The following is a 15,059-nucleotide window of genomic DNA, read 5'->3' on the forward strand; positions in this document are numbered from 1 at the left end:
CGTGCGCGGACTTCACACTCCGGCGCGCAGGGAGGGCATCCCCCCGGACGCGATAAACTGGCCACATCCCCACCAACCGCGGCACCCACCGTGTCAAAAGACGGAGACCTTTGTGAGCTTTACGCAGCTAGACCGTGTTCCCATCCGCCGAGCCCTGATCTCGGTCTACGACAAGACCGGTCTGGAGGAGCTCGCGAAGGGCCTGCACGAAGCCGGCGTCAAGATTGTCTCCACCGGCTCCACCGCCAAGAAGATCGCGGCCGCAGGCATCCCCGTCCAGGAGGTCGAGGAAGTCACCGGTTCGCCTGAGATGCTGGACGGCCGCGTCAAGACGCTCCACCCGCGCGTTCACGGCGGCATCCTGGCCGACCGCCGCGTCCCCGCCCACATGGAAACGCTGGCCGGCATGGAGATCGAGGCATTCGACCTCGTCGTGGTGAACCTGTACCCGTTCGTGGAGACCGTCAAATCCGGTGCCGCACAGGACGACGTCGTGGAGCAGATCGACATCGGAGGCCCGGCCATGGTGCGCTCCGCCGCGAAGAACCACGCCGCCGTCGCGATCGTCACCGACCCCAATTTCTACGGCGACGTGGTGCGTGCCGCCGCTGAGGGCGGCTTCGACCTGAAGACCCGCCAGCGGCTTGCCGCGAAGGCGTTCGCCCACACGGCCAGCTATGACACCGCCGTGGCCACCTGGACCGCCAGCCAGTTCCTCGACGAAGACGGCGACGGCGTGATCGACTGGCCCGCCTACGCCGGCCTGGCCCTGGAACGCTCGGAAGTCCTCCGCTACGGCGAAAACCCGCACCAGCAGGCCGCGCTCTACGTGGACAAGGCCGCTCCGGCCGGCATCGCCCAGGCCGACCAGATCCACGGCAAGGCCATGAGCTACAACAACTTCGTGGATGCCGACGCCGCCCTCCGTGCAGCCTTCGACTTCGCCGAGCCTGCCGTGGCCATCATCAAGCACGCCAACCCCTGCGGCGTGGCGGTCGGTTCCGCCGACGCCGCGGACCCGATCGCCGACGCCCACGCCAAGGCCCACGCCTGCGACCCCGTCTCCGCATTCGGCGGCGTCATCGCAGCCAACCGCACGGTCACCGCCGGAATGGCGCGCACCGTGGCGGGCATCTTCACCGAGGTTGTCATCGCGCCGGGCTTCGAGGACGAGGCCGTGGAGATCCTGTCCAAGAAGAAGAACATCCGGCTCCTGTCCCTGCCGGAGGGCTACGGCCGCTACCCGACCGAGTTCCGCCAGGTCTCCGGCGGCATGCTGGTGCAGGCTGCGGACAAGGTGGACGCCGAAGGCGACAACCCCGCCAACTGGACCCTCGCCGCCGGTGACGCCGCGGACGAAGCCACGGTGGCCGACCTCGCGTTCGCCTGGACCGCCTGCCGCGCGGCCAAGTCCAACGCCATCCTGCTTGCGGACAATGGTGCCGCGGTGGGGATCGGCATGGGCCAGGTCAACCGGCTCGACTCCTGCAAGCTGGCCGTGGAACGCGCCAACACGCTGGGCGTGCAGGTGGAGTCGGAGGTGGACGGAGCGGGCGGCGCGTCCAATACCAGCGCGGAGGGCGCCCCGCAGCGTGCCCGTGGTGCCGTGGCAGCCTCGGACGCGTTCTTCCCGTTCGCCGACGGACTGCAGATCCTCATCGACGCCGGCGTCCGCGCCGTGGTCCAGCCCGGCGGTTCCGTCCGCGACGACGAAGTGATCGCCGCGGCCAACGCCGCCGGTATCACCATGTACTTCACGGGCGCGCGCCACTTCTTCCACTAAGAGCTAAGCGCCACGTACGACGGCGACCGCCCCCGGAAAGGGGACGGTCGCCGTCGTGGTTTATTCAGTTAGTTTTCCTCAGGTTCCGCCTCCGCCTCAGGTTCCGGGAGCCGGATTTCGCGGGGTTTCGCTTCGGCCATCCGCTCCTGGGTCCAGTACGCGAGGATGTCCTCCGGAGTCTGGCTGACGACGCTGTGGCTCACAGCGTCGTCATCGGAAGGCCCCGTGGCGTCAGTTCGCGGATGATGATGCACTCGAGTACGCCTGCTGGATGACGGAACCCCAGTAGGGTCCGTACATGACCTTGGAGGGTGCGCCGCTGTAGCCGTAGCTGTTGATGGAGTTCTGGTAGCCGTCGGAGCTGGTTCCGATGAACCACGGACCGCCGGAGGAACCGCCCGTCATGTCGCACGGAATGCCCTGGCTGTTGAACTGGGGGTTGTACGGATCATCGCTGGCCGGGCCGGTGCAGCTGACCAGTGACTGTCCGTCGAACGGGGCTGCGGCCGGGTAGCCATAGGACTTGTAGGTGAGACCGCGCGCTGCGTTGAACTGGACCCCGGACGAACCCACCACATCGGCCAGGTTCTGGCCGTTGAGCGGCGAGACGACGGCGAAGCCTGTGTCGTACTGCATATCGCCGGCCGAGCTCCACTGCGTGGGGGTGTACAGGGCCTTGGCTGCCCATTTGCCGTACGGCGCGGCGCCGTCCAGGTAGGCCGGGACAAAGACGAAGTTGGTGGCAAACGCGCCCGGACCCTCATTCACGCAGTGACCCGCTGTGGACACGGTGCTCTTGTTGTTGGACACCACGGAGTTGCCTGAGCAGACGTAGTTGCTGCCGCCCATGGTGAAGAAGACCTTGCCAATATGGGACACCGGATTCTCATCGACGTGCAGGACTGTCTTTCCCTTGCCGGCCTTGCCCGTAATTTTGGTACTCGAACCCTTTTCCACCGCCGCGGCTGAAGAGGTGTTGCCGCGCTCCAGCGCCTTGGCTGCCAGTACGTCGCCCGGAACCGCTGCACGCATGCGGTCGGCCGTCCAGTAATCTGCCGCATTCGAGCCGTCCACCGACTGGCTGGCAACCTGCCCGCCTTCCTGGTGTGAGGCGTCCTGCGGTGACGCAGGGGCGGCACTTGCCCCGCCGGCCGCGCAGACGGCCAGCAGCGCGGCTGCGGACAGGCTCAGGAGGCTGGTGGCCAGAGTCTTCGATTTCGTCATGGGTGTGTCCTCAACAGAAGTGAATGCGGCGCCCTCAGATGGTGGCCGCCGCTGGTGGGGATCAACCTACCCAATGTGACAATTGTTGTAAATAGAAAACGCAAGTTATGTATTGCGCCTGGTGGTATGGCGAGTCCGGTGTCGTGACGGCTCTTTTGGCGACCGGCCGGGTCATGCTACGCGTCTTCGGAGGCCCCGATGGGCGCCGACGCGCCCTGCTCGGGTAAGTTAGGTATGTTGAAATAACGCCAGAGTTCCAGATGTATGTATACCTTCAGGAGACGCCCAAGCAATGGCCAAGATTATCTATACCCACACTGACGAAGCGCCCATGCTGGCCACCTATTCGTTCTTGCCGATTGTCGAGGCCTACGCGTCGACTGCCGGTGTGGAAGTGGAGACCCGAGACATCTCCCTCTCTGGCCGCATCATTTCGGCGTTTGGTGACTACCTCACCGAAGAGCAGCGGATCAGTGATGCCCTGGCCGAACTCGGTGACCTGGCAAAGAAGCCGGAAGCCAACATCATCAAGCTGCCTAACGTCAGCGCCTCCATTCCCCAGCTGAAAGCGGCCATCGCCGAGCTCCAGTCCCAGGGCTACGACCTCCCGGACTACCCGGACAACCCGTCCTCGGACACCGAGACGGACATCCGCTCACGCTACGACAAGATCAAGGGCTCGGCCGTCAACCCGGTCCTGCGTGAAGGCAACTCAGACCGCCGCGCGCCCCTGTCTGTGAAGAACTACGCGCGCCAGAACCCGCACTCCATGGGTGCCTGGACGCCGGAGTCCAAGACCAACGTTGCCACCATGGGTGCCGAGGACTTCCGCGCCAACGAGAAGTCCGTGGTCATCGAGGCTGACGACACCGTCAAGATCCAGCTGGTCAAGGAAGACGGCACCGTCAAGGTCCTCAAGCGCGGGTTCCCCGTCCTCGCCGGTGAAGTGGTGGACGGCACCGTGATGCGCGCCGCCGCCCTGGACGAGTTCCTGGCCGCCCAGGTTGCCCGCGCCAAGGAAGAGGGCGTGCTGTTCTCCGCACACCTGAAGGCCACCATGATGAAGGTTTCGGACCCCATCATCTTCGGCCACGTGGTCAAGGCCTACTTCACCGAACTGTTCGACACCTACGGCGAGCAGCTCGCAGCCGCCGGCCTGAGCCCCAACAACGGCCTGGCCTCCATTCTCGGCGGACTCGAAGAGCTCCCGGAAGACGTCCGCGAGGGCGTCCAGGCGGCCATCAAGAAGGGCCTCGCAGAGGGTCCCGCGCTGGCCATGGTGGACTCGGACAAGGGCATCACCAACCTGCACGTTCCCTCCGACGTCATCGTGGACGCCTCCATGCCCGCCATGATCCGCTCCTCCGGCCACATGTGGGGCCCGGACGGCAAGGAAGCCGACACGCTTGCCGTCCTTCCGGACAGCAGCTACGCAGGCATCTACCAGGTTGTCATTGACGACTGCCGCGCCCACGGCGCCTTCGACCCCACCACGATGGGCACCGTGCCGAACGTGGGCCTCATGGCGCAGGCGGCCGAGGAATACGGCAGCCACGACAAGACCTTTGAGATCCAGTCCGCCGGCACTGTCCAGCTCGTGGACAGCAAGGGCAACGTCCTGATCGAACACCAGGTGGCACCGGGCGACATCTGGCGCGCCTGCCAGGCCAAGGACGTGCCGATCCGTGACTGGGTCAAGCTGGCCGTCACCCGCGCCCGCGCCTCCGAAACGCCCGCCGTGTTCTGGCTGGATGAGACGCGCGCCCACGACGCCAACCTGATCGCCAAGGTCAAGGAATACCTCAAGGAATACGACACCGAGGGCCTCCAGATCGAAATCATGTCCCCGGAAAAGGCCACGGCCTTCACCCTCGAGCGCATCCGCAAGGGCGAGGACACCATCTCGGTCACCGGCAACGTGCTCCGCGACTACCTCACGGACCTTTTCCCGATCCTCGAACTGGGTACCAGCGCAAAGATGCTCTCCGTGGTTCCGCTGATCAACGGAGGCGGACTCTTCGAGACCGGCGCCGGCGGATCCGCCCCGAAGCACGTCCAGCAGCTGCTGAAGGAAAACCACCTGCGCTGGGACAGCCTGGGTGAATTCCTGGCCCTCGCCGTCAGCTTCGAGCACCTTGCGACCACCACGGGAAACAAGCGTGCCCAGGTTCTTGCCGACACCCTGGACCGCGCCACCGGCACGTTCCTGCTCGAAAACAAGTCCCCGCGCCGCAGCGTAGGCGAACTGGACAACCGCGGCAGCCACTTCTACCTCGCCAAGTTCTGGGCGCAGGAGCTGGCCAAGCAGACCGACGACGCCGAGCTGGCCGCCGACTTCGCCGCTGTCTCCGAGGCGCTGACCGCCAACGAGGACACGATCATTGCCGAACTGCTGGCAGTGCAGGGCTCCCCGGTGGACATCGGGGGCTACTACCACCCGGACGTTGCCAAGGTCGCCTCGGTGATGCGCCCGTCCGCGAAGTTCACCGAAGTGCTGTCCGGACTGGCCAAGTAGCCGGACGCGCCTGACGCAAAACGCCCCGTCTCCCACAGTGTGGGAGGCGGGGCGTTCTGCTTGCCGGACGTTCTTGCCGGACAGCCCTGGCGGGCTTTGCAGCCGGTGCGGGGTGCCGGCCGCAGCAGCGTTAGCGCTGGACGTGCTTGCCGTACGGGGGTTCAGTGGCCATGTCCGGATCGGTGTTCACGGACTGTTCCGTGGGCACCGCGTCATAGCCAACTTCCTCTTCCAGGGGGACGGCCGTGGTGGCAGCCTGTGGAATTTCCGCCGTCGGACCGGCTGCTGCAGGGCTGGTTCCGGCGGCGCCGCCGGTGACTGTGCTGTCGCTGACGCGCTCGCGCCAGGCGCCGGTTTCGACTTCACGTTCCTCGATGAATTTCTTGAAGCGCTTGAGGTCCGAGGCCACCTGGCGCGAATCAAGCCCGACTGCTGCTCCCACCTTCTCGACGGCGGTGTCAGGTTCCCAGGCGAGTTCGACGCTGACCTTGGTTTCAGTCGGCTTGAGCGCCTCGAACCATACGGTTCCGGCATTGCGGGGTTCGTCGAGGCTCTCCCACGTGACGCGCTGGTCCGGCTGCTGGACCGTGATGCGGGCGTCGTATTCCCTCTTGACGCCGGCGATGCTGGTCTGGAAGTGCACTGTGGTGTCGTCGAGCTGCCGGACAGAGTCCACACCGCTCATGAAGTGCGGAAAGTCCTCGAACTGGGTCCACTGGTTGTAGGCCTGGCTTAGCGGGACGCTTACGTTGATGGATTCCTGGACAGTTGCCATGCGTACATCACTCCTTCAGCTGGCGGGCAGGCAGCCCGCGGTTCTGATCTCGCTGCGCTTCGTAGGCGCACATAACCAACCTAGCGAGATTCGCGGCAAATAGTAAGTTTGCTGATGAATGTTCCATGGTCCATTGAGATTGCACCCCGCCGTCCCTAGAGTGATAAGCAAGCTTAGTTTTCGGCCGGATGGCCGCCTGTGACTAAGGACTGCACACCAAAGGGGAACAAACCATGTCACCAGACAGCAACGTCAACATTCCCGGCGCGACGTCAAGCGAGCCTCCCAGTGTTGCCGAGCCGACGGAACCGCGCGAGCCACTGCCGCCCAAGCCGGACCAGCAAGGTCCCGAGGCGGTCTCGCCCACCGGAACGCCGAGCGGCGCCCCGGTCCATTCGAGGGCGCAGTCCGGCGCCTACCTCACCACCGCGCAGGGGCTCCGGCTCCAGGACACTGACCATTCGCTGAAGGCAGGCCGGCGCGGCCCGGTGCTGCTCCAGGACCACCATCTCCGCGAGAAGATCACCCACTTCGACCACGAGCGCATCCCGGAACGTGTGGTGCATGCCCGCGGCGCGGGAGCGCACGGCACGTTCCGTTCCTACGGCTCGGCTGCCAACATCAGCCGGGCGGGATTCCTGGCCAAGGACGTCGAAACGCCCGTTTTCGTCCGGTTCTCCACGGTGCTGGGGTCCCGCGGCTCCGCCGACACGGTCCGCGATACCCGCGGCTTTGCAACGAAGTTCTACACGGACGAGGGCACTTTCGACCTCGTCGGCAACAACATCCCGGTCTTCTTCATCCAGGACGGTATTAAGTTCCCGGACATCATCCACGCCGGCAAGCCTCACCCGGACCGTGAAATTCCGCAGGCCCAGAGCGCCCATGACACGTTCTGGGATTTTGTTTCGCTCCACACCGAGGCGCAGGCCCACACCATGTGGAACATGTCCGACCGGGCCCTGCCCCGCTCCTACCGCACCATGGAAGGGTTCGGAGTCCATACGTTCCGCTTCGTGAACGCCGCCGGGGAAACGGTTCTGGTCAAGTTCCACTGGAAGCCCAAGCAGGGCGTGCACTCGCTTGTGTGGGAGGAAGCCCAGCTCATTAACGGCATGGACCCGGACTTCCACCGGCGCGACCTTGCCGACGCGATCGAGTCCGGCGCCTACCCGGAATGGGAGCTGGGAGTACAGGTCTTCCCGGACACCGAGGAGGAATTCTTCGAGGGAATCGACCTGCTGGACCCCACCAAGTTCGTCCCCGAAGAGCTCGCCCCGGTGCAGCCCATCGGCCTGATGACCCTCAACGCGAACCCGGTGAACTACTTCGCCGAAACCGAGCAGGTTGCCTTCCACCCCGGCCACCTGGTGCCGGGGATCGACGTCACCAATGATCCCCTGCTGCAGGTGCGGCTCTTCTCCTATATCGACACCCAGATATCCAGGCTGGGCGGCCCGAACTTCGGGCAGATCCCCATCAACCGGCCGCAGGCACCCGTCAACGACATGCTCCGCGACGGAATGCACCAGCAGGCGGTGCACGGGGGAGCGGCACCGTACCATCCGAATTCGCTGGACGGCGGCTGCCCGTTCCTCGCCGGGGCGGACCTCGGCGCGTTCGTCGACGTTCCCGAGCAGTTGGCGGCGGCGGTCAAGGAACGGAAGTCGCCGGCGTCGTTCGATGACCACTTCAGCCAGGCCAGGCTCTTCTTCCGCAGCCTGAGCCCGGTGGAGCAGGACCACGTCATCCAGGCCTACACCTTTGAGCTCGGCAAGTGCCGGGAGGAGCCCATCAGGGAACGCCAGCTGCAGAGCCTGGCCAACATTGATGCCGAATTGTGCGCCGCCGTTGCCAAGGGGCTGGGCATGCAGGCACCCGCAGCTTCGGTGGAGGTGGCCGACGCTGACCCGAGCCCGGCGCTGTCCCAGGTCGGGGGCACCTGGCCGGTGACGGGCCGCGTGGTGGGCATCGTGGCTGACGCGTCCAGCGATTTGGCGGCGGTGCGTGCCGCGCGCACGGCATTGGACGCGGCCGGGATCGTGCCGCTGGTGATCGCACCGTCCGGAGGCTACTTGGGGGAGGCGGCCGACGGCGGGATCCCCGTCCAGCGCACCTACCTCACCGCGCGCTCCACGGAGTTCGACGCCGTGCTGGTGGCCGGATCGGCTGATCCGGCCCCGGACGCTGAGCAAGGCCTGGACGCCAAAGCGGGCGAGCCGGGCGTGTCCGTTGATCCGAGGGTCGTCCTGCTGCTGTCTGAGACTTTCCGCCACGCGAAGGCGATCGGCGGCTGGGGCGGGGGTGCCGCCGTCGTCGACGCCGCAAGCATCCCGCAGGATGCCTCCGGGGTAATACTGGGCGACGCGGCCGACGGCGTGGTCGCCCAGGTCCAGGAGCTTCTCGCCGCGCACCGGGCATGGGACCGTTTCCCGGCATCAGGGGCTACGTCGTCTTAGCGCCTTGGGTGAGTCGGTCCGGCGAAAGCCGGATTCCGTGACGGGGCGGCTGTCACCGGTTAACGCCGGAGTCAGCCGTCCTTGCCTTTGCCCTTCTCGCCCTTTCCCGGACCCTGGTTCTGTTGGGCGGGCACCGGAGCAACCGGCGCCGGAGCTTCGGCAACGGGAACATTCGCCGCCTTCGCAGCTTCCGCCGCTGCCGCCTCCGCTGCTGCTGCATCAGCCGCTGCCTTGGCTGCGGCTGCCTGCGCCGCAGCGGCAGTTTCTGCTTCGGCCTGGGCTTTCGCCGCCGAGAGGTCCGCCCTTACTGCTTCGATCGCCTTCATGATGCTCTGGTGGCGTTTGAAGGACACAGTTCCCTGGGCTGCCGACGCGTCAAGCTGTGCGACGAGCTCGTCAAGGGACTTGAGGGCGCCGGCCGGGTCGTTGCCGGCGGCGGACTGTGAGACGGTGAGGACCTTGGCCTGCAGCTGCTGTGCGGCTTCCGCCTCAAGGTCCGGGGGCGCGGCGCTGCAGCCGCCAAGGGCGGCCGCAAGCAGTGCTGCCGCGAGGACCGGCCGCCAACGCAGCGGCCGTGCGGTAAGTCGATATAACGTCACGGTTCCACGCTCTTCTGTAGTTGATCGAGGTGCTCTCCCAGGGTGCCGGTAACCGCAGGGTATTGGACAGGCTCAGGCTTTTCGGGAGTGATGTTGGGCAGGAGGATCAGAGCGCCTGCCGCGAGCACGGCAACCGCTGCCGCCGCAGCAACCAGCTTCCCCCGCCCGGCGGAACGGAAGCGCCGGCTGATTCGGGCGCGGGGAGGGCCGCTGGCGTCGGCCCCCAGAGGAGCCGTGGAGCGGCCCTCGGTCTCGGCGTCCGCCGTCACGGCAGTCTGGGGGTCTGTCGTGTCCGGCACAACCATCGGCGGCCGGGACGGCGGTGCCGGAAGAATGCGCGTGGGTTCCTCGGCCACGGCGCCCGGTACCGATTCAGGGGAGACCAGGGCCTGCCGAAGGGCGGTCTCGAGATCGGCGGCCGTCGGGCGGTCCATCGGGTCCAGCGCTGTCATGGAGCTGATCAGGGTAGCCCACTCGGCTGGAACGTCGGCGGGGATTTCCGGGGCACGGTGCAGGCGCGCCACCGCAGACTCAATGGCGCTCCCCGGATACTCCACGGTGCCCTTGATGCACTCGAGCAGCACCAGACCGAGGGAATAGATGTCGCTGGCGGGGCCAAGGTCGGTGCCCCGGGCCTGTTCCGGGCTCAGGTAGGCGGCTGTTCCCACCATGGTCCCGGTGGCGGTCAGCCGGGTGCCGTCGACGATCCTGGCAATGCCGAAATCCGTCAGCTTGGGGCGCAGGGGCTCTCCGGGGCGGACCTGCACCAGGAGAATGTTGGCTGGCTTGATGTCACGGTGGATGATGCCCAGGTTGTGCACGTACGCCAGGGCATCGGCCACGCCGGCCCCGATCACTGCCAGTTCATCCAGCGGAACGGCGCTGTGCCGGATCCTGCTCCGAAGGTCCTGCCCCTCAACCAGTTCCATCGTCAGGAACGGGCGGGGCTCTTCAGGCACGCGGGAGTCGATTCCGGCGTCGAACAAAGTCACGAGGCTGGGGTGATTTAGGGTGGCGAGCAGCTGGATCTCGGCTTCCTGACGCTTTAGCTCGTCCGCGTCAGCCGACTGGGGGGCAAAAAGCTTCAAGGCGACGTCGCGGCCAAGGTTCTCGTCCCTGGCCGTGTACACCGATGCCATGCCGCCGCGCCCGATGACGTCGCCGAGGCGGTATCGGCCGCCCAGGACCTCTGCCGTTTCGCTAGGCGAACTCTCCACGATGTCCCCATCCTTTTTAGCGTTCCCTCGGAACGCACTCTAAAAGATGATACGGGGACGGGTATGCATTTTCATAAGGGTGCTTGGTAGTTACGCCTGCTGGACTCGAATTGGCGGGGTCCGGAGGTCCGGTCCGGGAAGCCCTGAGCGGCTTCCCGGACCGGACCAGCTGGCTTCCTAGGCCTTCTTCCACCGGGCCTGGACAAGGACGATGATCATGCCGCCGGCCAGCAGGAGGAGGGCGGCGGTCACCAGGTCAAGGCTGGCACCGGTGTTGGCCAGCACGGGAGCTGCCAAGGGAGTTACTGCAGCGGCCGGCACCATCTGCGTACCGGCAGGCGCCACCTGTGTACGGAGCACGGCCAACGACGCCGGACCTTCGGTAACTGTCGCCGGACCGGCGGTTGCCGGGCCGAAGCCCAGCGGGGGCGTGACAGCCGGGGGATTGACCACGGGGGAAGGCGCCATAGGAGGAACCACCGTGGAAGACGAGTCAGCGCCAATTCCAACCGACGCACCGCCGATCCCTACTGACGCACGGCCGATCGTGACTGGTGCGGTGACCGGTGCGATGACCTGGGTTCCGGAGGCGAGACCGTCGGAACCGCTGGTGGTGGCGGGGGTGGTGCTGGTTCCCGCCGGCGCGCTGGTCGTGTCGGTGGTGCCGCTTCCGGACGTGGCCGTTGAGTCACCCAGCAGGCCCAACGACGTCGTTCCGATCGTGACTGGTGCGGTGACCGGTGCGACGACCTGGGTTCCGGAGGCGAGACCGTCGGAACCGCTGGTGGTGGCGGGGGTGGTGCTGGTTCCCGCCGGTGTGGTGGTGTTGTCGGTGGTGCCGCTTCCGGACGTGGCCGTTGAGTCACCCAGCAGGCCCAACGACGTCGTTCCGACTGTTACAGGGGCGGTGACCGGTGCGACGACCTGGGTTCCGGACGCGAGACCGTCGGAACCGCTCGTGGTTGTGGCGGGGGTGGTGCTGGTTCCCGCCGGTGTGTCGGTGGTGCCGCTTTCGGACGTGGCCGTTGAGTCACCCAGCAGGCCCAACGACGTCGTTCCGACTGTTACAGGGGCGGTGACCGGAGCGACGACCTGGGTTCCGGAGGCGAGACCGTCGGAACCGCTCGTGGTTGCGGCGGGGGTGGTGCTGGTTCCCGACGGCGCGCTGGTCGTGTCGGTGGTGCCGCTTCCGGACGTGGCCGTTGAGTCACCCAGCAGGCCCAACGACGTCGTTCCGACTGTTACAGGGGCGGTGACCGGAGCGACGACCTGGGTTCCGGAGGCGAGACCGTCGGAACCGCTGGTGGTATCCGCTGCGCTCGCAGCGGTGGTGCCGAGGGCTAGTAGTCCTCCGGCAAAGAGGGTGCTGAGCAGCCCCCTGCGGATAGTTGCATGCATGGTGAAGTCTCCTGAAAGTTGTTGTCGGGCGCCATGGCAGCCCGAATGGCCGTTTTCCGCACAAGGGCGCGGGAGGGCCTAACTAGTCAGGAGACGAGCCGGGGTCGAACGACACCGGCGAGGCAGGACTTTGCAGCGGGCCGCCGGCGGGAAGAACACCGGTCAGCGGAACGTTCATTGTGAAGGTTGATAGCCAGGCTGTACTGCCAGCGCCGCCGCCTTGAGACTGGCTGCTTGCTGAACCGGAGCCCGGAACAGCCGGCAACGCTGCCGGGTGAGGGGTTCCCTCGTTCGGTAGGGGAGCTTCGAGAATTCCGGCTTGTACCGGAGCAGGCAGCAACGGATCAAGACCATAGGCAGGGAAGTGTGCCGCTGACGTCGGCATGACGGTCGCAGCCGGCAGATCGCCGCTATTTTCAGCGTCTGCCTGCACGGGCAGAACAAGCGGCGGCACCGCGCCGCTGGCGGTCATGCCGTCCACCGCGGAGACGTCCGGTAACGGGAGATCCGGTACCGGAACGTCTGTGCCCGGAAGTGAATCAACGCTGGAAAGCAGGTCGCTCACCGGTTCCACAACGGGCTCCGGTAACGGCAGGGCAGAGCTTGCTACCGGCAAGACTTCCTCAGCGATTCCGGAGGCGATTCCGTCGGCCGCCGCAGTGACCGGTGCCGTGACGGTTCCGACAGTGCCGGAGGGGACTATCTGGTTCACGCCAGGAACGGCTTCAACGAGGTGGTCCACGGTGCCGGTTGCAGCGCCGGTAAGAGGCTGGAGGAGTCCGTCCGGTTCAGCGGAGCTTGACTGGACAGAAAACTCGGCACTGACGGCCGGAACAGCAGCGGCCAGGACGTCCCCAACAGGATTGATTGCGGTTTCGCTGACTGAAGATACTGATGAGCTGACGCCCCCGAGTAATGAACCAGGATCAGTGGCTGCATCGGCGCTGGCGGCCGGGGCCGATAGGGTCAGCCAGGCTGCGGCTGCGGCGCCTGCCAGGAGCAGCGGACGGAGCGCGCGCCATGGCGAACGTGCTGAGTCCATACGCAAACACCCCCAACGCTCCTCGAAAATTCGACGATTGGCTAACAGCCTAGGCACGATCTGTCGGGGTAGTCCAGCGTTTTCCGGATAATAGTCCGGCGAATTGATTATCTTCTGCAGCGTCAGATGACCTCAGCGGGCATCGTTCGGGTAGCTCACGCCCAGCTGGCCGCGGACGCCGTCGAACAGCCTCATGACATTCAGCGAGTCCTCAAGCGGCATGACCGGGCTCTCCGTGAGCCCCTGCTGGATGCATCTGGTGACCTCGCGGAGCTCGTAGGAGTAGCCTCGGCCCACAACGTCGAAGTGCTCGGTACGCGGTTCCGCCATGCCGATCCGGACGTGGATTTCCTTGGGGTTGTTCACGGAACCGATGGTCTGGAGGTACCCCAGGCTGCCGGCGACGGTTGCCGCCCGCGGACCGTAAGCCGTCAGCGATGATGTCAGCTGGGCCTGCGCGCCATGGTGGTATCCCAGCGTCAGCGCATTCTGGGCGTCGACGCCGTCGTCGTTCACTGAGCCGGTGGCACTGACGGTTTGCGGGAAACCCAAGGTGCCCAGTGCCCAGAGCAGGGGATAAACCGTCAGGTCGAGGAGGGCACCTCCGCCGTCCTTGAGGGCCCACAGCCGGGCGCTGGGGGAGTAGACAGCCGGGAAACCAAGATCCGCGGTGACCCACTGGACTGTCCCGAGTTCCCCGGATGCGGCGATGTCGAAGGCGCGCTGCATGCTGGGAAGGAATCGGCTCCACATGGCTTCCATCATGAACAGCTTCTTGGAACGGGCCAGGGCCACCAGTTCCGCAGCTTCACGCGCGTTGATGGTCAGGGCCTTCTCGCAGAGCACATGCTTGCCGGCCTCAAGCGCTGCCAGGGCAACTTCATAGTGCTGGGCGTGCGGCGTGGCCACATAGACAACATCCACGGAGTCGTCGGCCAAGAGCCGGTGGTAACCGGCCCCGGTGGAGTCGTCACCGTACGCTATGGAAAAACCGTACTCCGCCGCGAACCTATCAGCCGACGCCTGGCTTCGGGAGCTGACTGCGTACAGCTCGGCATCGGCCAGGAGGGCAAGATCTTTCGCCACAGACTGGGCGATTCCGCCGGTGGCAACCACTCCCCACCGCAGCGTTTGTCCTGTGGCGGAACGGGGGTCCTGGTCGGACTGGCTGAACAGCCACGGCTTCGCGATGGGGGCACTCATTGAGCCATCCTCTCACCCGGCTGAGAGAGCGTTGGGGAATTACCCCGCAGGAAGTGAGAGAGCGTTCGAATATTTCGTGCCAAAGGTGAGAGAGCGTCGGGTTAAAAGCGGCCTGCGCCGGGTCAGCCCGGCCGGCCAGCTATGCCGAGGCGGCCGCCACCCTGGAACGGGCGGGCTCCTCCGTGAGGCGTCCCTGCTGCAGCCGGAAGCGGCGGTCCGTCTTGTTGGCGAGCTGGCGGTCGTGCGTCACCACCAGGATGGTGGTGTTGTGGTCGCGGCTCAGCGAGCTGAGGAGCTCGATGATGTGCTCGCCGGTCTGTTCGTCGAGGTTGCCCGTGGGCTCGTCGGCCAGGATCAGCTTGGGTTCGTTGGCCAGTGCGCGGGCAATTGCCACACGCTGCTGCTCGCCGCCGGACAGGCGGTTGATGCGGCGCACGTGCTTCTCCGGGTCCAGCTGCACCTGCTCCAGCAGGTCCTTGGCCCGGGCCAGCCGGGCGGCCTTGCGGACCCCGGCGAACTCCATCGGCAGCATGACGTTGTCCACCGCGGACAGGTTGGGGATCAGGTTGAACTGCTGGAACACGAAGCCGATATCGCGCCGCCGGTATTCGGTCAGCTTGCCGTCCGGCATGTTGGCCAGGCTGACGCCGTTGACGACGACGTCTCCGCTGGTGGGCTTGTCCAGCGCACCCAGCAGGGACAACAGCGTGCTCTTGCCGCTGCCGCTCTTGCCCACGATGGACGCGAGCGTGCCCTGTTCGAGTTCGAAGCTGACGTCGTTGACGGGTTTGATGGTGCGGTCGCCGGACTTGAAGGTGCGGACGAGGTTCTTGACTTCGATCAT

The 15,059-nt window shown here is 66.0% G+C and carries 12 protein-coding genes; 3 read left to right on the forward strand and 9 right to left on the reverse strand.

The annotated features are described in order from the left end of the window. Window positions 1–112: 112 nt before the first annotated feature. Window positions 113–1,783 (forward strand): bifunctional phosphoribosylaminoimidazolecarboxamide formyltransferase/IMP cyclohydrolase, encoded by a 1,671-nt coding sequence (purH, locus tag AC1MDG_RS05565; protein ID WP_479808021.1) that lies wholly within the window; start codon window positions 113–115, stop codon window positions 1,781–1,783. 68 nt (window positions 1,784–1,851) lie between these two features. On the opposite strand, the gene AC1MDG_RS05570 is transcribed toward purH, so the two are convergent. Both AC1MDG_RS05570 and AC1MDG_RS05575 read right to left on the reverse strand, forming a co-directional pair. Continuing rightward, complete coding sequence (locus tag AC1MDG_RS05570) at window positions 1,852–1,986, reverse strand: hypothetical protein (RefSeq protein WP_479808022.1); 135 nt, start codon at window positions 1,984–1,986, stop codon at window positions 1,852–1,854. A 28-nt stretch (window positions 1,987–2,014) separates the two neighbouring features. After that, window positions 2,015–3,007: a trypsin-like serine peptidase gene (locus AC1MDG_RS05575; RefSeq protein ID WP_479808023.1), complete on the reverse strand. Its 993-nt coding sequence runs from the start codon at window positions 3,005–3,007 to the stop codon at window positions 2,015–2,017. A 292-nt stretch (window positions 3,008–3,299) separates the two neighbouring features. Here AC1MDG_RS05575 and AC1MDG_RS05580 point away from each other — a divergent pair, with 292 nt between their 5' ends. Further along, the gene (locus tag AC1MDG_RS05580; protein ID WP_479808024.1) at window positions 3,300–5,522 is read left to right on the forward strand and encodes an NADP-dependent isocitrate dehydrogenase; all 2,223 of its coding nucleotides are present in this window, start codon (window positions 3,300–3,302) and stop codon (window positions 5,520–5,522) included. Between the two features lie 130 nt (window positions 5,523–5,652). Here AC1MDG_RS05580 and AC1MDG_RS05585 read toward each other — a convergent pair whose 3' ends face one another. Next, a complete protein-coding gene (locus AC1MDG_RS05585; protein WP_479808025.1) occupies window positions 5,653–6,297 on the reverse strand; it encodes an SRPBCC family protein in 645 nt (214 codons plus the stop codon). Window positions 6,298–6,530: 233 nt separating this feature from the next. On the opposite strand from AC1MDG_RS05585, the gene AC1MDG_RS05590 reads away from it, so the two are divergent. Beyond that, window positions 6,531–8,756, forward strand: a complete 2,226-nt coding sequence (locus AC1MDG_RS05590; RefSeq protein ID WP_479808026.1) for a catalase — start codon at window positions 6,531–6,533, stop codon at window positions 8,754–8,756. A gap of 71 nt (window positions 8,757–8,827) precedes the next feature. On the opposite strand, the gene AC1MDG_RS05595 is transcribed toward AC1MDG_RS05590, so the two are convergent. From AC1MDG_RS05595 to AC1MDG_RS05620, 6 genes are all read right to left on the reverse strand, one after another. After that, complete coding sequence (locus AC1MDG_RS05595; RefSeq protein ID WP_479808027.1) at window positions 8,828–9,355, reverse strand: mucin-associated surface protein; 528 nt, start codon at window positions 9,353–9,355, stop codon at window positions 8,828–8,830. Continuing rightward, complete coding sequence (locus AC1MDG_RS05600; RefSeq protein ID WP_479809024.1) at window positions 9,352–10,575, reverse strand: serine/threonine-protein kinase; 1,224 nt, start codon at window positions 10,573–10,575, stop codon at window positions 9,352–9,354. Before AC1MDG_RS05600 ends, AC1MDG_RS05595 begins: the two co-directional genes overlap by 4 nt. Window positions 10,576–10,749: 174 nt before the next feature. Beyond that, on the reverse strand, window positions 10,750–11,970 hold the full coding sequence (locus AC1MDG_RS05605; protein ID WP_479808028.1) for a DUF320 domain-containing protein: 1,221 nt from the start codon (window positions 11,968–11,970) through the stop codon (window positions 10,750–10,752). Between the two features lie 82 nt (window positions 11,971–12,052). Continuing rightward, window positions 12,053–13,012 (reverse strand): hypothetical protein, encoded by a 960-nt coding sequence (locus AC1MDG_RS05610; RefSeq protein WP_479808029.1) that lies wholly within the window; start codon window positions 13,010–13,012, stop codon window positions 12,053–12,055. Window positions 13,013–13,144: 132 nt separating this feature from the next. Further along, window positions 13,145–14,215 carry a Gfo/Idh/MocA family protein gene (locus AC1MDG_RS05615; RefSeq protein ID WP_479808030.1) on the reverse strand — a complete coding sequence of 357 codons (1,071 nt, stop codon included), beginning with the start codon at window positions 14,213–14,215 and terminating at the stop codon, window positions 13,145–13,147. 139 nt (window positions 14,216–14,354) lie between these two features. Then, window positions 14,355–15,059, reverse strand: a complete 705-nt coding sequence (locus AC1MDG_RS05620; protein ID WP_479808031.1) for an ABC transporter ATP-binding protein — start codon at window positions 15,057–15,059, stop codon at window positions 14,355–14,357.

It is taken from the genome of Arthrobacter sp. AIWTK1 (assembly GCF_056680535.1).